This window comes from Haematobacter genomosp. 1 (assembly GCF_002196855.1).
Lineage (GTDB): Bacteria > Pseudomonadota > Alphaproteobacteria > Rhodobacterales > Rhodobacteraceae > Haematobacter.
On the sequence record NZ_NIPW01000010.1, the window covers coordinates 328,106 to 352,105 of the forward strand.

Genomic DNA, 24,000 nt, shown 5'->3' on the forward strand with positions numbered 1-24,000 from the left:
CGCCGCCTGTGTCTGGCAAAGCTTGACGCAACTCATCCCTGCAAGCGATGGTATCTGGCGGAGGTGCCCCATGCGCGACATGATCGATTCCGAGAAACTCGTTACCCATTACGTCGATGGCCACTGGATCGCGCCGCTCTCCACGGAGGCGTTTCCCTTCGAGACGCCGCATGACGCGGCGGTGCGGGGAAGTATCATCCTTGCCGGTGCGCAGGATGTGGCGCGCGCGCTCGATGCGGCGCGGCGGGCTTTCGCCGGTTTCTCCCGCACCTCCAAGGCGGAGCGGCTGGCATTGCTGCGGCGGATTCACGATCTGACGCAGGAGCGTATCGGCGACCTCGCCCAGGCGATTTCCCTGGAAATGGGCGCGCCGATCGACATGGCCCGCAGAGCGCAGGCGGGGGCGGGCGTCGGTCATGCCGCGGGCTTCATCGAGGCGCTGGAGGGGATGGAGGAGGAGGAACGGCTCACCAACGGCGACCTGCTGATCCGCGCCCCGGTGGGGATTTCGGGGCTCATCACGCCGTGGAACTGGCCGATCAACCAGATCTCGCTGAAGGTGCTGCCGGTGATCGCGACGGGCGGCACCTGCGTGCTGAAGCCGTCTGAATACACGCCGCTTTCCGCCATCGTCTATATGGAGATCCTCGACGCGGCAGGGGTGCCTGCGGGCGTGGTCAACATGGTGCAGGGGAACGGGCCGGGAGCGGGCGTCGCGCTTTCCACGGACCCGTTGGTGAGCCATGTCTCCTTCACCGGCTCCACGCGGGCGGGGCGGGCCGTCGCCCATGCCGCGGCGGAGGACATCCGGCGCATCACGCTGGAACTCGGGGGCAAGTCGGCGAACCTCGTCTTTGCCGATTGCGGATCGGACCTCGAGCAGCGCGTGCGCGACAGCGTGGCGGAATGCTTCCTGAACTCCGGCCAGTCCTGCGATGCTCCGACACGGATGCTGGTGGAGCGGGGCGTCTATGACCGGGTGGTGGAGATCGCGGCCGATGCGGCGGCGAACACCGCGCTCGGCCTGCCCTCGGAACCGGGCGATCACATCGGCCCGCTGGTCAACGCCACGCAGTTCGAGCGGGTGCAGGACCTGATAGCCGCCGGTGTGTCGGAGGGCGCGCGGGTCGTGGCGGGCGGGCCAGGCCTCGCGCCCGGTTTCAATGCGGGCTACTGGGTCCGGCCCACGGTTTTTGCCGACGTGAGCCCTGACATGCGGATCGCGCGGGAGGAGATTTTCGGCCCCGTCCTTTCCATCCTCCCGGTGGACGGGGAGGCGGAGGCCATCCGCATCGCCAACGATTCGCCCTATGGCCTCGCCGCCTATGTGCAGACCGGCGATATGGAGCGGGCCGGACGGGTCGGCCGCGCGCTCGACGCGGGGGCGATCCATGTGAACGGCACGGGCATGGGCTGGGGCTCTCCCTTCGGCGGCTGGAAGCAATCGGGCCTCGGGCGGGAGGGCGGCAGGCTCGGCATCGAAGCGTTCCAGGAGGTCAAGACCCTGCATCTGCCGCAGGGCTGACAGCACCGCGCCCGGGTTGCACCCGCGGCTGGGGCCGTTTCGCGCGCTCGGACCGGTGGGAGCCTCTGCCGCCCGTTTCCGCCGAATGGCGGGGCGGCCACGCCCCCGGGACGCGTGTCTGGGGCTATGCGCAAGCTCGGGATCATGAGCAGGCACAGCAGGCCGGGAGATGCGCCCGGCGCATGTGATGCCTCCATCACCACGGCCATCGCGCGCGAAACCTGCGATATGTCAGCAAGAGGCATATCCACGGTTGCCGCCCACCCGGAGACGCGTCATGCAGTGGCGCCGCATCACATCTGGCTCGCCCCGCGACACGGATATCCCGCCGCATATCCGCCGCTCCCGCCCGACCGGGGGCGCGCCTGCATGTGCCTTCGGATTGAGCAGCGGATGAAGAAAACGCCACCGGGGCGCAATGCCGCGCGGGAGCAGGCTTTTCTCCGGCGGTGGTTTCTGCCTAAATCGCCGGAAGGACCGGAAACGGCGCAGGGACAATGGGATGGCCAACAGGGTGAACCGCTTCAGCGAACCCGAAGTGAAGAGCGGCTATGCGCTGATTGCGCCGCCGTTCATCTACTCGGTGCTGCTTCTGGCGGTGCCGGTCGGGCTGATCGTGCTCTACAGTTTCTGGACGGACGGCTATCTGGAGATCATCAAGACCTTCACGATGGAGAACTATATCGCCGCCTGGACGGATCCGCTCTATCGGCAGGTCATGCTCCGCTCCCTCGGTGTCGCGGCGATGGTGACGCTGGTGACGGTGGTGCTGGCCTATCCGGTGGCATATTACGTGTCCTTCCACGTCAGCGGCTCCAGGAAAGCGCTGTGGCTTTTCCTCATCACCATCCCCTTCTGGACGAGCTACCTGATCCGGGTTTTCCTCTGGAAGGTGATCCTTGGCTACAATGGCGTGCTGAACACCGGGCTGATGAAGCTCCGCCTGATTGATGAGCCGCTCACCTTCCTGCTCTACAATGTGAATTCGGTGGTCATCACGCTGGCCCATGCCTATGCGCCCTTCGCGATCCTGCCGATCTTCGTGGCGCTGGAGAAGATCGACCGCTCGCTGCTGGAGGCATCCCAGGATCTGGGGGAGGGCAAGGTGATGTCCTTCTTCCGGGTGACGCTGCCGCTTTCCATGACGGGGGTGATCGCTGCGGTGATGATCGTGTTCATCCCCACCATCGGGGATTACGTGACGCCGAACCTCGTCGGGGGGCCGCAGGGGCAGATGATCGCCAACGTCATCCAGCTTCAATACATGCGGCTCGACAACTATCCGCTGGGATCGGCGCTGGCCGTCTCCGCCATGCTGATCGTCGCGGCGGTGTCGCTGGTGTTCCTGTTCCTCAACCGCCGCTTCCTGAAGGGGTCGAAATGAAAGCGGGCGGCCTGCGTATCTACGCCTATCTCTACCTGCTGTTTCTGTACGCGCCGATCATTCTGCTGCCGCTGTTCGCCTTCAACGACGGCACGATCATCGCCTTTCCGCTGAACGGCTTCACGACGAAATGGTTTGATGAGCTGTGGACCATTCCCGCGCTGCATCAGGCCGTCAAGAACAGCCTCATCATCGCGATTTCCTCGGCGGTGTTCTCCACCATGCTCGGCATCTTCGCAGCGCGCGCCATCACGCGCTACGACTTCCCCGGCAAGGCGGCGATGAGCGGGCTGATCATGCTGCCGCTGGTGCTGCCGGAGGTGATCGTGGCGGTGTCGCTGCTGGTCGTGCTGCTGGCCATGGGCATCCCGCTGGCCTTCTGGACGGTGATCTTCGGACATGTGCTGATCTGCACGCCCTATGCGGTGGCGATCCTGTCCTCGGCCTTCTCCTCGCTCGACCGTTCGCTGGAGGAGGCGTCCATTGATCTGGGCGAGACGCGGATGTCCACCTTCCGCCTCGTCACGCTCCCGCTGGTGGCGCCGGGGATCGTCTCGTCGCTGCTGATCGGCTTCACCATCTCGCTCGACGAATTCATCATCGCCTACTTTCTCACCGGATCGCAGCCGACGCTGCCGGTCTATATCTTCTCCCAGTTCCGCTTCCCGGCGAAGGTGCCGGTGGTCATGGCGCTGGGGACAATTCTCGTCATCCTGTCCGTCGTGCTCCTGACCCTCGCCGAGATGTTCCGCCGGCGCGGTGTCCGGCGGCGCGGCGGGGTCGATACCGGAGGCTTCCTGTGACGCTCTCGCCCGCTCCCACCTCCCGCACCCCCCGTCCGGGGCAGCGTGTGCAGCCTTCCGGCCGCCCGATCATCGAGTTGAGGGACGTCCAGAAATACTACGGCGATTACCACGCCCTCCGCGGCATCACCGCCGATATCCGGCAGGGGGAGTTCTTCTCGCTGCTCGGCCCGTCCGGTTGCGGCAAGACGACCCTGCTCCGCACCATTGCGGGGTTCGAGGACTTGTCCTCCGGCACCGTTCTGATCGACGGCAAGGACATGGCGGCCGTCCCCGCCAACCGGCGGCCCACCAACATGGTGTTCCAGTCCTATGCGATCTTTCCCCATCTTTCTGTGGAGGAGAACGTGGGCTTCGGCCTCCGTCGCGATCCTGGCACGAAGGAGGAGAAATTGCGTCGGGTGGGCGAGGCGCTGGAGATGGTCGGGCTTTCCGGCTACGGCAAACGGGCGGCGCATGCGCTCTCGGGCGGGCAGCGGCAGCGGGTGGCGCTGGCGCGCGCGCTCATCCTGAAGCCCAAGGTTTTGCTCTTGGACGAGCCGCTCTCCGCGCTCGACAAGAAGATGCGGGAGCAGATGCAGGTCGAACTCATCAAACTCCAGCGGCAAGTGGGGATCACCTTCATCCTCGTCACCCACGATCAGGAGGAGGCGCTGGTCATGTCCGACCGCATCGCCGTGATGTTCGAGGGGCAGATCGCGCAGATGGACGACCCCGAAGTGCTCTACCGGCGACCGAAGACCCGCGCCGTGGCGGATTTCATCGGCATGATGAACTTCCTGCCCGCGGAGGTGCTGTCCGATAGCGGGGGCCGGGCGGAGGTACAGTCACCGGGGCTTGGCCGGTTCACGCTGGAGGATGCACAGGCGCCGGGTGGCGTGCGGGTCGGCGCGGCCAGCATCGGCATCCGGCCGGAATCCATGTCGCTGATCTATGGCGACGAGGCGATCAATCCGGCCCAGCAGGTTTCCGAAGGCGTGGTGGACGAGGTCGTCTATTACGGTGATATGACCTATTACGACGTGCGTCTGGACGGGTTGGAGGAGCCGGTTCGCCTGTCGATGAAGAACCTGATCTCCCGTCCCGTGCTGGACCGCGGCGTGCGGACGCGGGTCGCCTGGGATCCGCGGTCCGCCGTGCTCTTCGTCTGAGATCAGGGCAGCAGGATCGCCATGCCGATGGACGCGGGCGCCACCGGCGCAAAGCCGTATTGCGCGTAGAGGTGGCGCGCCTCGCCATCGGCGATGAGGCTGACATAGGCACCGGGGGCCAGTTCCTTCAGGCGTGTCATGATCCGCGCCATGATCGCCTTGCCGAGCCCCTGGCCCTGATGACCCGGCTCCACCGCTATATCGACGATCTGGAACACGGTTCCCCCGTCACCGATCACCCGGCCCATGCCGACGGTGCGCCCGGCCTCCATCACGCAGACCCCGAGGACGGAATTCGGCAGGCCGATCCGTGCGGCGGCAAGCGACTTCGGTGAGAGGCCGGAAACCTCGCGCAGACGGCAGAAGTCCTCCGCCGTGGGCAGGCTGTCGAGCAGGGTGTAGCGGTCGTTCATGGTCTCACCTCAGTTATCGGGCGGCAGCAGGCCAAGCCCGCGAAGATAGATGCCGATCCCCGCTTCCAGGAGTTCCTCCGGCGGGAAGGGGGATCGGGCACCCGGCGCACCCCGGCCGTAAAGCTCCACCACGCCATGGCTCATCGCCCAGATATGCGCGCTGAACATGGAGGCGGGCGGGCGTTTCTCGGGGGGGATGTTTTCCGAAAGCCGCACTGCGGCCCGCTCCAGCACGCCCCGCGCGCGCGCCGCCGCGTCGGCAAGGCCGGGCGAGATGTTGGGGGAAATCCCGCTTTCGAACATGGCGATGTAGTGGCCGGGAAACTTGCGGGCAAAGGCGATGTAGGCGCGCCCCGTCGCCTCGAAGGCCGCGAGCGCCGTCGGCCCGCTGTCAAAGGCGAATTCCATCAGGTCGGCGAAGATTTCGTACCCATGCCGCGCGCATTCAGCGATCAGGTCGTCGCGCCCCGCAAAATGCCGATAGACCGCCGCAGGCGTCACACCGGCAGCCTTCGCGGCTTCCGACAGGGTGAAGCCCTGCGGTCCCTTCTCCTCTATCAGCTTCAGCGCCGCATCGACCAGCGCCTGACGGAGGTTGCCGTGATGATAGCCGCGCTTAAGCATCCAGCATGTCAAGCCCGCCGCAAATCTTCGGGTCGGGCTGGCCGATGGCCTTCTTGTCGCGCCCCTCGTAGTCGAGGCTGAGCAGGATGGACTGAACCACCGCGATCCGCTCCCGCCGCTTGTCGTCGGAGCGCACGATGGTCCAGGGCGCGAAGTCGGTATGGCTGGTGATCAGCGTCTCGCGGATGGCGGCGCTGTAATCATCCCAGCGTTTCAGCCCCTCGACGTCGATATTGGAGAGCTTCCACTGCTTGAGCGGATCCTGTTCGCGCTGGAGAAACCGGCGGAGCTGCTCGGCTCGTCCCACGCTCAGCCAGACCTTCACGAAGGTGATCCCCTCGCTGACGATCATCTGCTCGAACGGCGGGAGCTGGCGGAAGAACTGGGCGCGCTCCATGTCGGTGCAGAAACCGAAGACCTTCTCCACCACGCCCCGGTTGTACCAGCTCCGGTCAAAGAGCATGATCTCTCCGGCGGCGGGCAGGTGCTGCACATAGCGCTGGAAATACCACTGCGTCGCCTCGCGGTCGGAGGGTTTGGACAGCGCGACGGTATGGGCCACGCGCGGGTTCATGTTCTCCGTCACCGCCGCGATGGTGCCGCCCTTGCCGGCGGCATCCCGCCCCTCGAACAGGATCATGAGCCGTGACCCCTTGCGCCGCACATGCGAGACGAGCTTCGCCAGCTCTATCTGAAGCGGCTCCATCAGCGCGTCGTATTCGTCCCGGGAAAGCTCGGTGGGATAGGGATAGTCCTTGGCAAGGACATCCTTCTTGCCCGCTTTCTTGATCGCCTCGCGGACCTCCTTTGGAGCATCCTTTTCGTAGTAGGCAGAAATAGCACCATCGAATGGCAGCTTGTTTTTGTCAGTCATGGCATTCCCCCGCTATGTCGCTGGCCCGGACATGCCCACTATCCAGATCATCGCTCCGACGGCAATGGGCGTGCAGCGCCCGCGGAGCGAAGCCGCGCCCGTTGTATCGCGGCGATCACCGCGTCGGGGTGGGTGTGATGGAGCATGTGCCCGGCATGCGGGATCACGCTCAGCACCGCCGACGGCACATCGATCGCCAGCGCCTCGCCGTTGCGGCGAACGGGCACGATGGCATCCGCATCGCCGTGGAGCACCTCCACCGGCAGGATCAGTCCGGGATACCCCTGCCGCAACCGGCGGAGCGCCCGGCTGAGGCCCGCCACCTGCCGGGCATTGGCGGTGAAGCTCGCAGGGCGGAGCGTGAGCGCCAGCCCCGCTGTCTGCGCATAATCGCCGGGCGCGAGCTGGGGGGCAAACGCGGGGCCGAAGGCGGCGCGCATCATGCGCGGCGTGGACCATGCGGTGAAGAACGGCGCGGAAAGCCGACCGGCAAAGGCCGTGGCCAGCAGCCGCGTGGTGAGCGCGACGGGCCGGGGATACGGGTGAGTCGCCGCGCTGATCGCCACCACAGCCCTGACCCTGCCGGGACGCTGCATCGCCCAGGCAAGCGCCACGGCGCCCCCGTAGGAATGACCGACCAGGATCGGATTGCGGAGCCCCAGCTTGTCCGCGGCCGCGCTCAGGAACTCAGCCTGTGCCGCGGGATCGGTTTCCCGGTCGATCCCGCCTGTCCAGCCGAGAGAGGGTCGGTCGAAAACGGTGACGCGGAACGCATCCACAAGGCGGGGCAACAACGCGGAGAAGTCGCGGTGATTGCCGCTCGCCCCGTGGATGAGCACCAGGTCCGGCCCATGCCCGCGGGTGACCGCCTCCACCCGTATGCCGTCTATGGTGAGCGGGGGACCGACGGCAGGATACTCCGCCTCCGCCCGCAGGGTGTTCCGCTTCGCCCGATGGCGGGTGAGGAGCGCGAAGCCCCCGCCTGCCACGAGGGCGATGAGGAGGCTACTGCTCGCCAATCTCTCTCATGTCATAAGAAGTGGACTGGTAGATTTCGTTGATCCAGTTGCCGTAGAGCAGATGGGCGTGGCTCCGCCAGCGGTTGACAGGCGGGCGGGCGGGATCGTCGTCGGGGTAATAGTTGAGCGGCACGTTGATGGATTTTCCCTGCACCACATCCCGGTCGTATTCTTCCTTCAGAGTATGAGTATCATACTCGAAGTGATTGAAGATATAGAGCGCGCGGTGGGCCGGATCCTCCACCAGACAGGGGCCGACCTCATGGGAGCCGAGGAGCGTGACCAGCCCTTCATGCGCGTCGATCTCTGCCTGCCGCATCTCTGTCCAGCGGCTGACAGGAATGACGAAGTCGTCGGAAAAGCCGCGGAGATAGGGGGAGGAAGGCGACATGTTGGTGTGACGGAAGCATCCGAAGGACTTGGCTGGCAGGAGGTGCTTCTGAACGCCGTGAAAGTGGTTGATCATCGCCATTCCGCCCCAGCATACGCCAAAGGTGGAGTGGACATTGCGCTGCGTCCAGTCGAAAACCTCGCGCAGTTCATCCCAGTAGGTCACATCTTCGAAGGCCAGATGCTCGATGGGCGCGCCGGTGACGAGCAGGCCGTCGAACTTCTCGCCCGATGCCTTCACATCCTGAAAGGGGCGGTAGAACTCCTCCATATGCTCGGCGGCGGTGTTCTTCGTCTGATGCTCTGACATGCGGATGAGGTGCAGGTCGATCTGCAGCGGGGTGGCGCCGATCAGGCGGGCGAACTGGTTCTCCGTCTGGATCTTCTTCGGCATCAGGTTCAGCAGCCCGATACGCAAGGGGCGGATGTCCTGCCGCGCGGCCCGATCGTCCGACATCACCATGACGCCCTCTCGCGACAGGACATCGTAGGCGGGCAGGTTCTCGGGCAGTTTGATCGGCATGATGCGGCTCCTTCCAGAGCGGCGAGTTATGCTCTCGCGCGTTTGTCCTCAAGTCCTCTCGCGACAAGGGCCGCGAAATCATCGGACGATCTCACCCGCGCCACATCCTCCGCATCGAGGCTGATCCCCCAGTTCCGCGCCATGGCGGCATAGCGCGGCTGGCGGTGGGCGAGGGCGCGGGCATAGGTCCAGCGGACGAAAGCGTCGGGATCGACCTCCGTCTCACCCAGACCGGTATCAGTCAGATAGGTCGCCCAGGCGTCATGCAGGAAGGAGGGCTGGTAATACATCGGCTTCGGCGCACGGTCGAAGCGCCGGACGAGTTCCGCGGTATGCGCCTCCGACCCCTTGATCCAGATGAGCAGGGCACGGGAGGCGAGCGCCGTCAGCACCGTGTCTTCCGGGTCGTCGGGTTCGACGACCTCGCAGATGGATCCGCCGGAGTCACAGACGAAATGCGGATAGCCGTAGATATCCTCTGACCGGTCGATGAAGCGCCCGGTATCGAGCAGCGAGGCGATCTCCGCCTCCCGGTGCTGCTCCTGCCGCTTCATGTATTCGGCGAAGGGCAGGCCGCCCTTCTCCGGGTTGCCGGGTTTGCCGAGATAGGTCGAAAGCGGTGCGAGGTTGTCGAAGGTGATGTTGGAGCCGATGAAGATCGAGTCGCTCATCAGAAGCTCGCGCAGGAACGGGTTCCGCATCGCTTCGCGCTTGAAGTTATCGACGATGTATTCGCCCATGTAGCGCGTGCCGATGCGATAATCGACGGAGTAGTGGAACCAGCGCCCACTGTCGCGCAGGATGTTGGAAACATGGGTCTTGCCAAGCCCAGACATGCCGAACAGCAGCACCCGTTTCGCAGGCGCGTCGAGCCAGTCGCGGGCGGTGGCGTGGATCATGATCCCTCCGGTTTTGCCGGAGGGATAACCGCTTCGATCCGGCATGGGTAGCCCCGTTCGCGCGGGAACGGGGCGGTTGGCAATCAGAAGGCGTAGCCCACTTTCATGGCGGCCAGCAGACCTTTCTGGTTGAAGGTCGCGGTATAGGCGCCACCGATGTTCGTCTCGCTGTCCCGCATGTCGAGATAGGAGAGGCCAGCCGTCACCTTCATCGGGCCGTGGGTATAGGTTCCGGCCAGGCCGATGCTCCGACGCCCGTTGGGCGGCCCGAGGTTGGAGGAATAGCCGTCCATCGCAGTCTCATAGCCGAACAGCACGGCGCCGGACCAGGTTTCGTTGAACTTGTGGCCAATGCCCACCACGACGGTCGTGGTATCGTCTTCATACCCCACCAGCGGCCCGCCCGTCAGCATGTTGTAGGCCGGCGGATTGATATCGAATTTGGACCATTCCACCCAGCGGATGGAGCCGAAGGCCAGCCAGTCGGGCGCGATGCCGGTCTGAAACTCCAGCTGAACCGACTTCGGGATGGTGGTGGTGAAGCGCGTGTCGCCCACGAACGTATCCCGCGCCCCGAAATCATGATCGATGGGGGAGGTATAGGTCAACGCGACCCGAACCGCATATTCCGGGATCTCGTAGGCCACCCCGGCCAGCCAGCCCAGATCGGTCTCCGAATCCGTCTGCAATCCGTAGGTGAACCGCGGCGTGTTCAGATTCACGTGCCCGGACGTCCGCAGCACGCGCAGGCCGCCATAGATGCTGAAATTCTCGTTGAACTTGTAACGCGCCATCAGGGTCGCGCCGTTGGAGCGCACCTTGGCCCGCGTTCCCGCGAGGGGGTAATACGTGTCGGACGGATAGCTTACATCGGCGCCCACCGGCTGATCCAGCACGAGCGCCACGTCCAGATCCGGTGTGACGGGATATTTCAGCCCGAGGATGTAGGTGTTGAAGTTCCCCATCACGCCGCCGCCGGTTGACACCGGCAGGCCGTTCAACCGCCCGCTCGAGTCGAGATTCACCGTGCCGAGGCTCACTCCACATAGCGACCCTCTTCGAACAGGATCGAGGATGACGTGAAGGTGCGCTCGATAGCAGCAGCCTGTGCGAGAGTGGCGGACAACCCGAAAAAGGCCGTCGTGAGCAGCAGTCGTTTCATTTTCCCCCCTTTTGGGCGCGGCCTGCGGCACGCCCTTGTGATGAGGCTAGATAACGCATGCGAGCGGTCAACGGTAACCCAAGGGAAAGCAGATCGTTTTTTGCGCGCGCGGCGATGATGCTACACCTGTGGTTGCGTGAATTCCTGTGATGGCGAGTATTTCTCCGCCGCCGCCGAATCCGGGCGACCGTTCCGCAGTTGCGCCTGCGAGGCGGCGGATGTTCCGACGGACGGCCAAGAGCAGGATTTTCTTTCTACGGGCCAGGAATGGTGAGTTGGTTGAAGGGATAGGTATTCTATAAAACGTAGTTCATATAGCATTTTATGCTTTCAACGGCGCCAAAATCGCCCATCCCGTTTCCTTGTTCAGGGTGTTCGCCGCCTCTAGCTTCCGTTGACCCGGAACCCGAGGACAATGGTAATGGCTCTGATCATCGAAAGGCTCACCAAACGCTTCGGGACGACGGAAGTGCTGCGGGGAATCGGGCTGGAAATCGGCTCGGGGGAGCTTGTCGCGCTGCTGGGGCCGTCCGGTTCCGGCAAGACGACGCTGCTCAGGATCATCGCCGGGCTGGACTGGCCGGATGCGGGCGCGATTTCCCATGACGGGACGGATTGGCTGGCGCTGGACGCGCGGACCCGAAACACCGGGTTCGTGTTCCAGCATTACGCGCTTTTCCCGCATATGACGGTGCGCGACAACATCGCCTTCGGCCTGACAGTGCGCCCCCGCTCCAGCCGTCCCGCGAAGGCGGAGATCGCGGCGACGGTGACGGAGTTGCTGAACTTCCTGCAGATTGCGCATCTTGCCGACCGTTATCCGGCCGCTCTTTCCGGCGGGCAGCGGCAGCGGGTGGCGCTCGGACGCGCGATGGCCATCGGGCCGGAAGTCCTGCTGCTCGACGAGCCCTTCGGCGCGCTGGATGCCGCCGTGCGCCGCGATCTGCGCCGCTGGCTGCGCGAGGTGCACGAGGCGCGCGGCACGACCACGGTCTTTGTCACCCACGATCAGGAGGAGGCCTTTGAACTGGCCGACCGGGTCGTGGTGATGGGCGAGGGGCGGATCGAGCAGATCGGCACGCCCGACGAGATCTACGACCATCCCGCGACACCCTTCGTGGCCCGTTTCCTTGGCGCGACGGTCGAACTGCCGGTCACGCTCAGGGCAGGGCGGGTGGAGGCTGCGGGCGTGGATGCGTCCCACCTGCCACGCGTGGCCTATCCCGACGGGGCTGCGCGGCTGTTCCTGCGCCCCGGTGAGATCAGCCCGGCGGTGGATCGGACATCCCCGTTCACGGTCTCGACCATCGTCAGCACCGGCGCGACGCTCCGGCTGTGCGTGACCGGCCCGGGCGGGCTGTCCTTCGATATCGAGGTTCCGCGCCGGTCGAGCGGGGTCGCGGATATCCGCACCGGCACCCCGATCAGGCTGCGCCCCGAAGCGGGCCGCGTCTTCGCCGACGGAAAGCGCGCTCCCCAGGCCGCGCCGCTCGTCGCTCCCACCGCCATACTCAAGGAGAACCGTTCGTGAAACACGCCCTTTTCGGAGCCGTCCTTGCCGCAGGGCTGGGCTTCGCCGCGCCCGTTCTGGCGCAGGACAAGCTGCTCAACGTGTCCTACGACATCGCACGCGAGCTTTTCGCGGCCATCAATCCGGCCTTCGCCGAGAAGTGGAAAGCCGAAACCGGTCGCGACGTGACGATCGACCAGTCGCATGGCGGATCCTCCCGTCAGGCGCGCGCGATCCTTGAGGGGTTGCCCGCGGACGTGGTCACCTTCAATCAGGTCACCGATATCGACGTGCTGGCCGAAGGCGGTCTGATCGCGAAGGACTGGCGCGACCGGCTGCCGAACAATGCCTCGCCCTATTACTCGCTGCCGGCCTTCCTCGTGCGGCAGGGGAACCCGAAGAACATCAGGGACTGGTCCGACCTTGTCCGCGACGATGTGAAGGTGGTTTTCCCGAACCCCAAGACCTCCGGCAACGCGCGGTATACCTATCTCGGCGCCTATGCCTTTGCGCTGGATCAGAACCGCGGCGATCAGGCGAAGGCGCAGGCTTTCGTGAAGAAGCTCTTCTCCAACGTCCCGGTGTTCGACACGGGCGGCCGCGCCGCCACGACGACCTTCGCCGAGCGCGAGATCGGCGACGTTCTCATCACCTTCGAGGCGGAGACCGGCGGCATCGCGCGGGAATATGGCGACAAGGGGTTCGAGCGTGTGACGCCCTCGCTCTCCGTCATGGCGGATTTTCCGGTGAGCGTGGTGGACGAGGTCGCCAAGAAGAACGGCACGGAGAAGCTGGCGGCGGACTATCTGGATTTCCTCTACGCGCCGGAGGGGCAGAAGATCCTCGCCGAGCATTTCTACCGCGTGCATGACGAAGCCGCAGCGGAAGAGTTCGCCGAGAACTTCCCGGAGGTGAAGCTGGTGACGGTGGACGACGTCTTCGGCGGCTGGGAAAAGGCACAGGCCGAGCATTTCGCCGAAGGCGGCATTCTCGACAGCGTGTTCGTCAACCAATGAGCCTCTCCGCCCCCTCCACCGCGCCGGTGCGGCCGAAACGGGTGCTTCCCGGTTTCGGCCTCTCCATCGGCGTGACGATGATCTACCTCACGGTGATCGTGCTGGTGCCTGTGGCGGCGCTGGTGCTGAAGGGGGCGGATATCGGCTTCGCGCGCTACTGGCAGATCGTCACCGGCCCGCGCACGCTTGCCGCGTTTCGGCTCACGCTGACGGCGGCGGCGATGGCGACGGTCGTCAACGCCGTCTATGGCCTGCTGATGGCATGGGTGCTGACGCGCTACGACTTTCCCGGCAAGCGGCTGCTGGACGCGCTGATGGATGTGCCCTTCGCGCTGCCTACGGCGGTGGCGGGCATCACGCTGACCGCGCTTTTCGCCGGAAACGGCTGGTTCGGCATGTGGCTGGAGGCCGCTGGCTTTCCGGTTGTCTATACGATCTGGGGCGTGGCCGTCGCGATGGCCTTCACCTCCATTCCCTTCGTGGTTCGCACGGTGCAGCCCGTACTGGAGGATCTGGATCACGCGCTGGAGGAGGCCGCGACGACGCTGGGCGCGCGGCCGTTCACGATCTTCCGCAGGGTGATCTTTCCGGCGATCCTGCCCGCCTTTCTGGCCGGGGTGACGCTCTCCTTCGCGCGCTCGCTCGGGGAGTTCGGCGCCGTGGTGTTCATCGCGGGCAACCTGCCGTTCGAGACGGAGATCGCCTCGCTGCTCGCCGTCATCCGGCTGGAGGAATACGACTATTCCGGCGCTGCCGCCATTGCGCTGACGCTGCTGCTCTTTGCCTTCGTTCTGCTCGTGCTGTCCAACCTACTGCAATCCTGGGCGATGCGCCACAAGGAGGCCGCATGACGGCCGCCGCCGCCGCCGCTGGCGCGCTTGCGCCTCGCCGGAGCCTGCTGGTTCCCCGGCTGCTGATCGGGCTGGCCGTGGCGATGACGCTGGCGCTTGTCGTCGTGCCGCTCGTCTATATCTTCTGGCGCGCCTTCGGGCAGGGATGGGCGGTCTGGCAGGCGAATATCCTGCATCCCAACACGCTGCACGCCATCTGGCTCACGACGCTCACCGCGCTCATCGTGGTGCCGCTGAATGTGGGATTCGGGCTTGCTGCTGCGTGGCTGGTGGCGCGTTTCCGCTTCCCGGGGCGCAAGTTCGTCATGGCGCTGGTGGAGATCCCGTTCTCCATTTCGCCGATCATCGCCGGTATCTGCTACCTGCTTCTCTATGGGCGGCAGGGGCTGTTGGGGCCTTGGCTTGCCGCGCATGACATCCAGATCCTCTTTGCCCTGCCGGGCATCATCATGGTTACTCTGTTCGTCACCGCTCCCTTCGTTGCGCGGGAGGTGCTGCCGCTCATGCAGGCGCAGGGAAGCGAGCAGGAGCAGGCGGCCGTCACCCTCGGCGCGTCCGGCTGGCAGGTGTTCCGGCGGGTGACATTGCCGAACATCCGCTGGGCGCTGCTTTACGGTGCGGTGCTCTGCACAGCGCGGGCGGTGGGAGAGTTCGGCGCGGTTTCCGTTGTTTCGGGCAATATCCGCGGGCAGACGAACACGCTGCCCCTGCAGATCGAACTGCTCTACAACGACTACAACGCCGTCGGTGCCTTTGCTGCCGCCACCGTTCTGACGTTGATCGCTCTGCTCGCCCTCATCGCCAAGGCTTTCGTTGAGGCGCGTCGGTCATAAACCTTCTGTTAACCTCGCCGTGAGATCGTCGATCCTCAGAGAATTCGATTGATTTGTTCTCGTTTTGATCGCATAGATGATGAGAACAATGAAAGAACTTCCGGCGAAGGTTGCCGGTCGCGGCAGGCTGTGACAAGAAGGGCGCATCACATGGCAATGGCGAACCTCCTCGACATGACGGACAAGCGCGTGAGCGACAAGCAAAAGGCCCTCGACTCGGCGCTCGCCCAGATCGAGCGGCAATTCGGCAAGGGCTCTATCATGAAGCTCGGGGTGGACAGCCCCGTGACGGAGATCGAGTCGACTTCGACGGGGTCGTTGGGCCTCGACATCGCCCTTGGTATCGGCGGTCTGCCGAAGGGGCGTATCGTGGAGATCTACGGCCCCGAAAGCTCCGGCAAGACCACGCTCACCCTTCACGTGGTGGCTGAGGAGCAGAAGAAAGGCGGCGTCTGCGCCTTTGTGGATGCGGAACACGCGCTCGACCCCTCCTATGCGCGGAAGCTGGGCGTCAATCTGGATGAACTGTTGATCTCCCAGCCGGATACGGGTGAGCAGGCGCTGGAGATCGTGGATACCCTGGTCCGTTCGGGCGCTGTCAACCTGGTGGTGATCGACTCGGTGGCCGCCCTCACTCCCAAGGCGGAGATCGAGGGTGACATGGGCGACAGCCAGGTCGGCGCTCAAGCGCGTCTGATGAGTCAGGCGATGCGGAAGCTCACCGCTTCGATCGGCCGGTCGAACTGCATGGTGATCTTCATCAACCAGATCCGCATGAAGATCGGCGTGATGTTCGGTTCTCCCGAAACCACTTCCGGCGGGCAGGCGTTGAAATTCTATGCCTCCGTGCGCCTCGACATCCGTCGGACCGGCTCCATCAAGGATCGGGATGAGGTGGTGGGCAACACCACGCGGGTGAAGGTGGTCAAGAACAAGGTCGCGCCGCCCTTCAAGCAAGTCGAATTCGATATCATGTACGGCGAAGGTATTTCCAAGACCGGCGAACTCCTCGATCTCGGCGTCAAGGCTGGGGTAGTGGACAAATCCGGCTCGTGGTTCTCCTACGGCGATGAACGCATCGGTCAGGGTAGAGAGAACGCCAAGCAGTTCCTGAAAGACCACCCCGACGTTGCCTCTACCATCGAGGATCGTATTCGTGCTGCCCATGGTCTCGATTTCGCCATTGCAGAGAACGATGGCGACATGGTCGAGGATTGAGCAAGGAGGCCGCTTGAAAGCGGCCTCTTTCATTCAACGGGTCGAGGGACACCCATTGAATCCGCGACGTTGTACCTCTGTCAGCACACTAGCCTTCGTCTCCGGTTGTGTGCGCGGGTTGCCATAGAGCTTGCACAGATTGGTCAGGGACATGCCTGCGAGCTCCTGAGCGCGCTGCTCGGGCGTGTTGTTCTCCCGATGATTGGACGAAGCCTGTCCACATCCGGCAAGCACTGCCATGACCAAAAGCATCTTTTTCATCGTTCATCCTTTCCAAAATGACCGCTATGGGAGCATTTCATTTGCTATGACCCCCGATAGCTTGTCCATCCGATGCTAGAGGCCGACTCAAGGAGAGCACCGGACATGAAGGGAGTACTCTGCCCCCTGAGAACTGGACCGTTTGAAACTGGAGTTTTCGGCTAACCTTCCCTGGCTGGGAGAGTAGCTGAACACAGGCTGGTTCATGACGCGTGCTGACGAGCGCGAGAAGATGGCGGCTTGACTCAAGGCTACCATGAGGACGCCCTCACGGTGCGATCGGTTGCGAGACCCCGATCAGACCTCCCAAACTCCGCAGCAGAACTGGCCAGCTGCCTCGACAAAAGCCCGGAAATCCCAACCCCGGTCGACCCAAGGTTCGCTCTCGCACCGATGTTCGCTGATGCTCCATCGAAGCAAGCGCTGAACGTTTTCACGTCAGAGAAAGACGAAGGGAGCCTTAAAAACTTCAATCGGAAAGCCATAGAAAGCCGCCGATTATCTCCCCTGTCAGTAGCTTCGAATAAGCCCGACAAGCCGACCCTGCACCTTCACCTGATCATCACGGAGAAGGCGGGTTTCATAAGTCGGATTTGCCGCTTCTAGCGCGATCATCGAGCCACGCCGCCGGAAGCGTTTGAGCGTTGCTTCCTGACCCTCGACCAAAGCGACGATGATGTCACCATTATCTGCCGTGAGCTGTTCGCGAATCACCACGATATCACCGTCATTGATCCCGGCCTCGATCATGGAATCGCCACGCACCTCCAGGGCGTAGTGATTTCCGCGACCGGAAAGCATCTGCCCGGGCACCGCGACATGATGCGATATTTCACTGATGGCCTCGATCGGAGTACCGGCGGCAATCCGTCCCATCACCGGCAGCTCCGTTGCGTGGATCGGGGTGACAGGGCGCGCACCCTTTGGCTGGGAGGGGCGATCTCCGTCAATGACGCGGGGCGCGAAGCTTGCTTTCTCCATCGCCTCCGGCAACTTGAGGATCTCGATGGCCCGTGCGCGATGGGCGAGTCGGCGAATGAACCCGCGTTCCTCGAGCGCAGTGATAAGGCGATGAATCCCGGATTTGGAGCGGAGATCCAGAGCCTCCTTCATCTCATCAAAAGAGGGGGGAATGCCGTCGCGCTGCATTCTTTTATTGATAAAATCCAGAAGTTCCAATTGCTTGCGCGTCAGCACGGAAACTCTCCCGCCAGTATGTTCCGTTTAAGTTCTAACGGTGTTCGTGCTTTGTGTCAAACTTAAAAAGGAAACCAAGTCACTGTTTCCCCGGCTTTTCTCGCCGGGTCGCCTATGGGGCGGAAGAGGAGTGCATTCGAATCCGAAAGCACCACAATGAGCGAGCTGTCCTGACTTTCCGCCGGATGCAGCAGGGGAAGCGCTCCGGTCTCTTCGAGCCGGGCCCGCATGAAATGCGCGCGGTTACCGTTCCCGGCGATATCGCGGGCGAGGCGGGCGGTGCGAGGGCGTGGAAGGGGGTCCGGGTGGCCCTGCATCGCGCGCAGCATGGGGAGCAGAAACAGCGCGGCGCAGACCATGGCGGAGGCCGGATTGCCCGGCAGCCCCAGAAGCGGCACGCTCCCCCTCCGTCCGGCCATCAGCGGTTTGCCGGGGCGGAGGGCAATGCGGTGGAACTCCAGATCAAGCCCGAGGTCTTCACCGCGTTGCGACATCAGGTCATGATCTCCGACGGAGGCCCCCCCGATCGTGACGATCAGGTCGGCGCCCGCCGTCAGGTCCAGCACCGTTCTCAGGGCATCGAATTCATCGCGGGCGAGGGGAAGGATGCGGGCGATGCCGCCCTCCGCCTCGATCATCGCGGCGAGGGCGAAGGAGTTGGCGGAGACGATCTGGTCTGGGCGCGGCGTCTCGCCGGGCATGACCAGCTCATCGCCGGTGGCGACGATGGCAACGACCGGGCGGCGATGGACGCGGACAGCGGGACGATTCATGGCGGCGATCAGCGCCAGATCGGCGGGAGAAAGGCGGCGTGGTGCGGCCAGCGTCGTGCCGACCGCGAAGTCACCCCCGCGCGGGCGGATGTAACTGCTCGCGGGATCAACATGGGCAAGCGTGACCAGCGTGCCATTCCGGCTCGTGTCTTCCTGCGGGACGACAGCATCCGCGCCCTGGGGCACCGGCGCGCCGGTAAATATGCGGAGCGCCTCTCCTGGCGACAATCGACCTGCATGGGCATGTCCGGCGCCGGCTTCACCGATCACACGGAGCTTTGCCCCGGCATGGTGATCGGCGGCGGTGATTGCATAACCATCCATCACTGAGGCATCGAAGGGCGGTTGATCGCGCTCTGCCAGCACGGGCTCCGCAAGCACCCGGCCGGCGGCCTCCCGGAGGGGCACCGTCTCCACCGCCAGCGGAAAGACGAGGGCCAGAACCCGGGCCTGCGCCTCCTCATGCGGGATCACGTGGCGTCTCCGGCGGTGTAGAGACCGGAGCGGCCGCCATCCTTCATCAGCAGGCGAATGTCGGAGATGACCATACCCCGCTCGACCGCCTTGAGCATGTCGTAAACGGTGAGCGCGGCGACCGTGACGGCGGTCAGGGCCTCCATCTCCACACCTGTCCGGCCAGTGGTCCGCACTGTCGCCTCGATCCTGAGGCCCGGAAGCGCGTGATCGGGCACGAGGTCCACGGCAACGCGGGAAAGCGGCAACGGGTGGCAGAGGGGGATCAGCTCGGCGGTGCGCTTGGCGGCCATGATGCCCGCCAGACGGGCCACACCGATGACATCGCCCTTTTCCGCCGCACCGGTGAGGATGCGGGACAGCGTGGCTTCCGTCATCCTGACGCTGCCCGCAGCTGTCGCGGTGCGGGTGGTCACTTCCTTTTCGGTCACGTCAACCATATGGGCGCGGCCTTCCGCATCGAAATGCGTGAGGCGCTGGCCGATGCCTTCGCCGGCCGTGGCCCCGGTCATGGGGGCGGGCGGCTCTACGGGGGACTGGCTTGCTCCTCCGTCAGCAGCAGCCCGCGGGCCATTCCCGAGCGAACCGGCGACAGCGGAACCGGCGCGGGAAGGCTCGCTCACCCCATCGCTCCGACCATGGGGTTGGCCAGCAGAGTGCGCGTGGCGGAGGCGACATCCTCCTGCCGCATGAGGCTTTCCCCGATGAGGAAGCAGCGCGCGCCGTATTGCGCCAGATCGGCGAGATCGGCGGGCGTGGACATGCCGCTTTCTGCAACGATCGTGCGCTCCGGCGGGACAAGCCGCGAGAGGCGACGGGTCACGTCGAGACTGGTCTCGAACGTATGCAGGTCGCGGTTGTTGATCCCGATGAGCGGCGAGGTGAGGTGCTGGGCGCGGTCCAACTCCGCCTCGTCATGCACTTCGATGAGCACATCCATACCCCAGTCCTTCGCAGCGCCCTCCAGCTCCGCGGCAAGGCTGTCGTCCACCGCAGCCATGATGATGAGGATCGCATCGGCGCCAAGGGCGCGCGCCTCCGCCACCTGATAGGGGTCGAACAGGAAATCCTTGCGGAGCGCCGGAAGATCAACCGCTTCACGCGCCGCGATGAGGTAGCTGTCGTCCCCCTGGAAGGACGGTCCGTCCGTCAGCACCGACAGGCAGGTCGCCCCGCCCTCGGCATAGGCGCGGGCGAGAGCGGGCGGATCGAAATCGGCGCGGATGAGACCCTTTGAGGGACTGGCCTTCTTGATCTCCGCGATCAGGCCGTAGCCGCCGTTCGATGCCTCGATCAGCCGCTCGGCGAAGTTGCGGGGCGCGGAGGCGGCGCGCGCGTCGGCCTCCACATCGGAAAGCGGCCGCGCGGCCTTGCGGGCGGCCACTTCTTCGAGCTTGTAGGCCCGGATCTTGTCGAGGATCGTCGTCATGGCCGGAAGGTAGCGCCGCCGCGGCTCAAAGGAAAGGGCCGCGCGCGGATCGGGCTTGCGGGCGGGACGACATGGCGGCAACAGTGCCGCATGGCAGACACAGTTCCCTCCCTCGTGCTTGTGCCGGAAGTCTGGCGGAGCGCGGCCTGGCAGGCCGCTTTCGCGCCGCCCGCCCGGGAGGAACGGCCGCCTTTCGGCATCGGCCACAATGGCGGCCCTCCCTTGCAGGGCCTGGGAATGGTGCTGCGCTGGCAGGCGGAGGTGAAGGCCGCGTGGAAAGCCCCGGTCGAGGTGGTGCGGCGGCGGATGAAGCTCGCCGAGGCCTGCGGACTGACCTACCGGGAATACACGCTGGAGATACTGGAGCGGGGGCGCTGGCTCACGCCCGGACAGGACAGCGCGCGAATCGCGCAGATCATCGCGGGGCGGTGACAGAGCACGCTCCTATCCCCGGCCAACCCCGGGGAGCACGGCATCCGGCTTGCCGGGGGAAACAGCCGGACCCGGTTTCGCACGGCAGGCGGAAGACCCTCAGGGCCGGTCCCGCTGGCATCCGCAGAATGAGGCGCTTTCCTTATCCTTCCGCAGCCGCTATATGCGCGGGCTGATCGAAAGGAGCCTAGCATGCGGGGCAGCGCCAATCTCAACCTGATGATCAAGGCCGCGCGGCGCGCGGGCCGGAGTCTTGTGAAGGACTTCCGGGAGGTGGAAAACCTTCAGGTCTCCTCCAAGGGGGCCGGGGATTTCGTCTCCAAGGCCGATATCGCCGCCGAGCAGATCATCAAGGAAGACCTTCTTGCCGGACGCCCGACCTATGGCTGGCTGGGCGAGGAGACGGGCGCCATCGCGGGCGCGGATCCGACCCGGCGGTGGATCGTCGATCCGCTCGACGGAACGACCAACTTCCTGCACGGGCTGCCGCACTGGGCCGTTTCCATCGCTCTGGAGCATAAGGGGGAGATCGTCTCCGCCGTGGTGTTCGACGCGGCCAAGGACGAGCTTTACTGGGCGGAGAAGGGCGCGGGCGCCTGGATGAACGAGCAGCGTCTCCGCGTCTCCGACCGTCGCACGATGATCGAGTGCATCTTTGCGACCGGTGTTCCTTTCGGCGGGCGCAGCACGCTGCCGGCGACGCTGAAGGATCTCGGGCGGCTCATGCCGGTCTGCGCCGGTGTGCGGCGCTGGGGGGCGGCGGCGCTCGACCTCGCCTATGTCGCGGCGGGGCGCTACGATGGCTATTGGGAACGCGGGCTGAACCCCTGGGACATGGCGGCGGGTCTGCTGCTGGTGCGCGAGGCTGGTGGCTTTGCGGAGGCCGTCCGCAAGGACGACGACCCGATCGAAAAGGGCACCGTTCTGGCCGCGAACGCGAATATCTTCGACGGTTTCGCCAAGATCATCCGCGAAGCCTGACAGGCGGCAGGAAAAGGCTTTCAGGTCCGCGTTGGAGTGAAATCCTTCGCAATCCGGCGAAATCCAGCCGGAGATCTGGACATTTCGGATCATTCATGGGCCGATTTGCCGATTTCCAGAACCTAGACATGAGACGCCTGAACCTTTGAGCAGCCTGCCAAGGAACCCTGCCCCGGGCAGGGTTTCAGTCTGGCACGCCAAGCGGTGCGCCTGCGGACGCAACGGCCGCGGACCGCCGAGCGACCGGTCTGCCCGCTCCGAGCGGGACCCCGACAAACGGCCGTGCCGCCGTCACCCGCTCGACGTGACCGTCATGTCATTCGGGGGGCGGAGCGGCAGGCAGGCTGATGGACCGCAAGCGCCTGTTGACCTCCGCCCGGTGCGGCACTAGGCCAGCGCCATGGCACGCGCTCCCCTTCTCCAGCTTTCTGGCATCTCTCTCACCTGGGGTGGAAACCCCGTTTTCGCAGGTCTCGACCTTGTGGTGCAGCCCGGCGACCGGCTGGCGCTCGTCGGTCGCAACGGCTCCGGCAAATCGACGCTCATGAAGGTCATGGCGGGGCTGGTGGAGCCCGATGCGGGCGAAAAGGTGCTCTCTCCCGGAACGCATGTCGGCTACATGGAGCAGGAGCCTGACCTGTCGGGCTTTGCCACGCTGGGCGACTTCGCGGCGGATGGCCTGCCCCCGGGTGAGGAATACCGTGTCGCGATGGCCGCCGAAGGGCTGGGCTTCCGCGCCGAAGCGCCGGTTGCCACGGCGTCGGGCGGGGAGAAGCGGCGCGCGGCGCTGGCAAAGCTTCTGGCGGGAGAGCCGGAACTGATGCTTCTGGATGAGCCGACCAACCACCTCGACATTTCCGCGATCGGCTGGCTGGAGGAGACGCTCTCCACCACGCGCTCGGCCTTTGTGCTGATCTCCCACGACCGGGCCTTCCTGCGCCGCCTCGCCCGTGGAATGCTGTGGATCGACCGGGGGGAGGTGCGCAGGCTGGATCAGGGCTTCGACGGTTTCGAGGACTGGCGCGACCGCATCTGGACGGAGGAAGACGCCGCCCGCCACAAGCTCGACCGCAAGATCAAGTCGGAGGCGAAATGGGCGGTGGAAGGCATCTCCGCCCGCCGCAAGCGCAATCAGGGCCGTGTCCGCGCGCTTGCCGCGCTGCGGGAGGAGCGGTCCTCCATGATCCGCCGTCAGGGCACGGCGGACCTCGCGCTGGAGGCCGGAAACCAGTCCGGGCGTCTTGTCGTGGAGGCCAGCCATATCTCCAAGACCTTTGGCGAGCGGACGATCCTGCGCGACTTCTCGCTCCGCATCCTCAGGGGCGACCGGGTGGCCTTCGTCGGACCGAACGGCGCGGGCAAGACCACCCTCATCGGTATGCTGACGGGGCAGATTCCGTCAGATACCGGCACGGTGCGACTCGGCACCAACCTTGAGATCGCGATCTTCGATCAGGCCCGCGCGCAGTTGAACCCGGCACAGACGCTGTGGGAAAGCCTTACCGGCGACCCGGAGATGCGCGTCTCCGGCCAGTCGGATCAGGTGATGGTGCGGGGGCGGCCGAAACACGTGGTGGCCTATCTGAAGGACTTCCTGTTCGACGAGCGGCAGGCGCGCGCGCCGGTCAGCGCGCTGTCCGGGGGGGAGCGCGCGCGGCTTCTGCTGGCGCGGATCATGGCGCGCGAGTCGAACGTGCTGGTGCTCGACGAGCCGACCAACGACCTCGACGTGGAAACGCTGGACCTGTTGCAGGATCTGCTTGGCGAATATGAGGGCACGGTGCTGTTGGTCAGCCACGACCGCGACTTCATAGATCGTGTCGCGACCACGACCGTCGCGATGGAGGGGGACGGGCGCGCCACCGTCTATGCGGGCGGCTGGAGCGACTACCGCGCTCAGAAGGCGGGCGCGGCACCTGCGTCTGCCGATGAGCCGAGGGGCCAGCCCCGCAGGGCGGAGCCGAAGAAAGAGGACGCGCCCCGGCAGGAAAGCGCGGCGGATCGCACCGGTCTCAGTTTTACCGAGAAGCACCGGCTAGAGGCGCTGCCCGCCATCATCGCGCGGCTGGAGGGGGAGATCGCGAAGCTCACCGATTTTCTCTCCGATCCCGAGCTATTCACGCGGGAGCCTGCCAAATTCGCAAAGGCCAGTTCCGCGCTGACGGAGCGGCAGGAGGCGCTGTCACTGGCGGAAGAGGAATGGCTGGCGCTGGAGGAACGCGCCTCCGGCTGACGCGGGGTACGCCGGGGTTAAAAAA

25 protein-coding genes are annotated in these 24,000 nt (G+C 65.0%); 12 read left to right on the top strand and 13 right to left on the bottom strand.

The window, feature by feature from the left end; all coding sequences use genetic code 11:
* Window positions 1-70 precede the first annotated feature (70 nt).
* The 4 genes from CDV49_RS07870 to CDV49_RS07885 all read left to right on the top strand — a co-directional run bounded on the left by CDV49_RS07870 (window position 71) and on the right by CDV49_RS07885 (window position 4,863).
* Window positions 71-1,525, top strand: a complete 1,455-nt coding sequence (locus CDV49_RS07870) for an aldehyde dehydrogenase family protein (protein WP_256947270.1) — start codon at window positions 71-73, stop codon at window positions 1,523-1,525.
* A 502-nt stretch (window positions 1,526-2,027) separates the two neighbouring features.
* Entirely contained in the window at window positions 2,028-2,909 is an 882-nt protein-coding gene (locus CDV49_RS07875; protein ID WP_088214979.1) for an ABC transporter permease, read from the top strand.
* Window positions 2,906-3,712, top strand: coding sequence for an ABC transporter permease (locus CDV49_RS07880; protein ID WP_088214980.1), 807 nt, complete (start codon window positions 2,906-2,908; stop codon window positions 3,710-3,712). The genes CDV49_RS07875 and CDV49_RS07880 overlap by 4 nt, the downstream gene beginning before the upstream one ends.
* A gap of 68 nt (window positions 3,713-3,780) precedes the next feature.
* On the top strand, window positions 3,781-4,863 hold the full coding sequence (locus tag CDV49_RS07885) for an ABC transporter ATP-binding protein (protein ID WP_373447790.1): 1,083 nt from the start codon (window positions 3,781-3,783) through the stop codon (window positions 4,861-4,863).
* 2 nt (window positions 4,864-4,865) lie between these two features.
* Here the strand turns inward: CDV49_RS07885 and CDV49_RS07890 are convergent, their stop codons facing one another.
* From CDV49_RS07890 to CDV49_RS20840, 8 genes are all read right to left on the bottom strand, one after another.
* A complete protein-coding gene (locus CDV49_RS07890) occupies window positions 4,866-5,276 on the bottom strand; it encodes a GNAT family N-acetyltransferase (protein ID WP_088214981.1) in 411 nt (136 codons plus the stop codon).
* Window positions 5,277-5,285: 9 nt separating this feature from the next.
* Window positions 5,286-5,900: a TetR/AcrR family transcriptional regulator gene (locus CDV49_RS07895; protein WP_088214982.1), complete on the bottom strand. Its 615-nt coding sequence runs from the start codon at window positions 5,898-5,900 to the stop codon at window positions 5,286-5,288.
* Window positions 5,893-6,774: a polyphosphate kinase 2 gene (ppk2, locus tag CDV49_RS07900; protein WP_088214983.1), complete on the bottom strand. Its 882-nt coding sequence runs from the start codon at window positions 6,772-6,774 to the stop codon at window positions 5,893-5,895. Before ppk2 ends, CDV49_RS07895 begins: the two co-directional genes overlap by 8 nt.
* Before the next feature lie 47 nt (window positions 6,775-6,821).
* Window positions 6,822-7,793 (bottom strand): alpha/beta fold hydrolase, encoded by a 972-nt coding sequence (locus CDV49_RS07905; protein ID WP_088214984.1) that lies wholly within the window; start codon window positions 7,791-7,793, stop codon window positions 6,822-6,824.
* The gene (metA, locus tag CDV49_RS07910) at window positions 7,780-8,706 is read right to left on the bottom strand and encodes a homoserine O-acetyltransferase MetA (protein WP_088214985.1); all 927 of its coding nucleotides are present in this window, start codon (window positions 8,704-8,706) and stop codon (window positions 7,780-7,782) included. Before metA ends, CDV49_RS07905 begins: the two co-directional genes overlap by 14 nt.
* Window positions 8,707-8,732: 26 nt before the next feature.
* Window positions 8,733-9,605, bottom strand: a complete 873-nt coding sequence (locus CDV49_RS07915; protein ID WP_088214986.1) for an ATPase — start codon at window positions 9,603-9,605, stop codon at window positions 8,733-8,735.
* Between the two features lie 83 nt (window positions 9,606-9,688).
* The gene (locus tag CDV49_RS07920; protein WP_179209143.1) at window positions 9,689-10,645 is read right to left on the bottom strand and encodes an OmpP1/FadL family transporter; all 957 of its coding nucleotides are present in this window, start codon (window positions 10,643-10,645) and stop codon (window positions 9,689-9,691) included.
* The gene (locus CDV49_RS20840) at window positions 10,642-10,767 is read right to left on the bottom strand and encodes a hypothetical protein (protein WP_256947271.1); all 126 of its coding nucleotides are present in this window, start codon (window positions 10,765-10,767) and stop codon (window positions 10,642-10,644) included. Before CDV49_RS20840 ends, CDV49_RS07920 begins: the two co-directional genes overlap by 4 nt.
* Before the next feature lie 421 nt (window positions 10,768-11,188).
* Between CDV49_RS20840 and CDV49_RS07925 the strand changes: the two genes are divergently transcribed.
* From CDV49_RS07925 to recA, 5 genes are all read left to right on the top strand, one after another.
* Entirely contained in the window at window positions 11,189-12,298 is a 1,110-nt protein-coding gene (locus CDV49_RS07925; RefSeq protein ID WP_088214987.1) for a sulfate/molybdate ABC transporter ATP-binding protein, read from the top strand.
* Entirely contained in the window at window positions 12,295-13,293 is a 999-nt protein-coding gene (locus CDV49_RS07930; RefSeq protein WP_088214988.1) for a sulfate ABC transporter substrate-binding protein, read from the top strand. Before CDV49_RS07925 ends, CDV49_RS07930 begins: the two co-directional genes overlap by 4 nt.
* Window positions 13,290-14,144, top strand: a complete 855-nt coding sequence (cysT, locus tag CDV49_RS07935) for a sulfate ABC transporter permease subunit CysT (RefSeq protein ID WP_088214989.1) — start codon at window positions 13,290-13,292, stop codon at window positions 14,142-14,144. The genes CDV49_RS07930 and cysT overlap by 4 nt, the downstream gene beginning before the upstream one ends.
* Window positions 14,141-14,977 (top strand): sulfate ABC transporter permease subunit CysW, encoded by an 837-nt coding sequence (gene cysW, locus CDV49_RS07940; protein WP_088214990.1) that lies wholly within the window; start codon window positions 14,141-14,143, stop codon window positions 14,975-14,977. The genes cysT and cysW overlap by 4 nt, the downstream gene beginning before the upstream one ends.
* A 150-nt stretch (window positions 14,978-15,127) precedes the next feature.
* A complete protein-coding gene (gene recA, locus CDV49_RS07945) occupies window positions 15,128-16,195 on the top strand; it encodes a recombinase RecA (protein ID WP_088214991.1) in 1,068 nt (355 codons plus the stop codon).
* A 33-nt stretch (window positions 16,196-16,228) separates the two neighbouring features.
* Here the strand turns inward: recA and CDV49_RS20125 are convergent, their stop codons facing one another.
* From CDV49_RS20125 to trpC, 5 genes are all read right to left on the bottom strand, one after another.
* Complete coding sequence (locus CDV49_RS20125; protein ID WP_143413136.1) at window positions 16,229-16,456, bottom strand: hypothetical protein; 228 nt, start codon at window positions 16,454-16,456, stop codon at window positions 16,229-16,231.
* A gap of 510 nt (window positions 16,457-16,966) precedes the next feature.
* Complete coding sequence (gene lexA, locus CDV49_RS07950) at window positions 16,967-17,653, bottom strand: transcriptional repressor LexA (protein ID WP_035743074.1); 687 nt, start codon at window positions 17,651-17,653, stop codon at window positions 16,967-16,969.
* Between the two features lie 62 nt (window positions 17,654-17,715).
* Complete coding sequence (locus tag CDV49_RS07955; protein ID WP_088214992.1) at window positions 17,716-18,900, bottom strand: molybdopterin molybdotransferase MoeA; 1,185 nt, start codon at window positions 18,898-18,900, stop codon at window positions 17,716-17,718.
* Window positions 18,897-19,412, bottom strand: coding sequence for a cyclic pyranopterin monophosphate synthase MoaC (gene moaC, locus CDV49_RS07960; protein ID WP_088214993.1), 516 nt, complete (start codon window positions 19,410-19,412; stop codon window positions 18,897-18,899). Before moaC ends, CDV49_RS07955 begins: the two co-directional genes overlap by 4 nt.
* Before the next feature lie 107 nt (window positions 19,413-19,519).
* Entirely contained in the window at window positions 19,520-20,329 is an 810-nt protein-coding gene (trpC, locus tag CDV49_RS07965) for an indole-3-glycerol phosphate synthase TrpC (RefSeq protein ID WP_088215050.1), read from the bottom strand.
* Window positions 20,330-20,419: 90 nt separating this feature from the next.
* On the opposite strand from trpC, the gene CDV49_RS20685 reads away from it, so the two are divergent.
* From CDV49_RS20685 to CDV49_RS07980, 3 genes are all read left to right on the top strand, one after another.
* Window positions 20,420-20,761 carry a hypothetical protein gene (locus CDV49_RS20685; protein WP_218821916.1) on the top strand — a complete coding sequence of 114 codons (342 nt, stop codon included), beginning with the start codon at window positions 20,420-20,422 and terminating at the stop codon, window positions 20,759-20,761.
* 192 nt (window positions 20,762-20,953) lie between these two features.
* On the top strand, window positions 20,954-21,742 hold the full coding sequence (locus CDV49_RS07975) for an inositol monophosphatase family protein (RefSeq protein WP_035743068.1): 789 nt from the start codon (window positions 20,954-20,956) through the stop codon (window positions 21,740-21,742).
* 400 nt (window positions 21,743-22,142) lie between these two features.
* Window positions 22,143-23,975 carry an ABC-F family ATP-binding cassette domain-containing protein gene (locus tag CDV49_RS07980; protein ID WP_088214994.1) on the top strand — a complete coding sequence of 611 codons (1,833 nt, stop codon included), beginning with the start codon at window positions 22,143-22,145 and terminating at the stop codon, window positions 23,973-23,975.
* The last annotated feature ends 25 nt before the right edge of the window (window positions 23,976-24,000 follow it).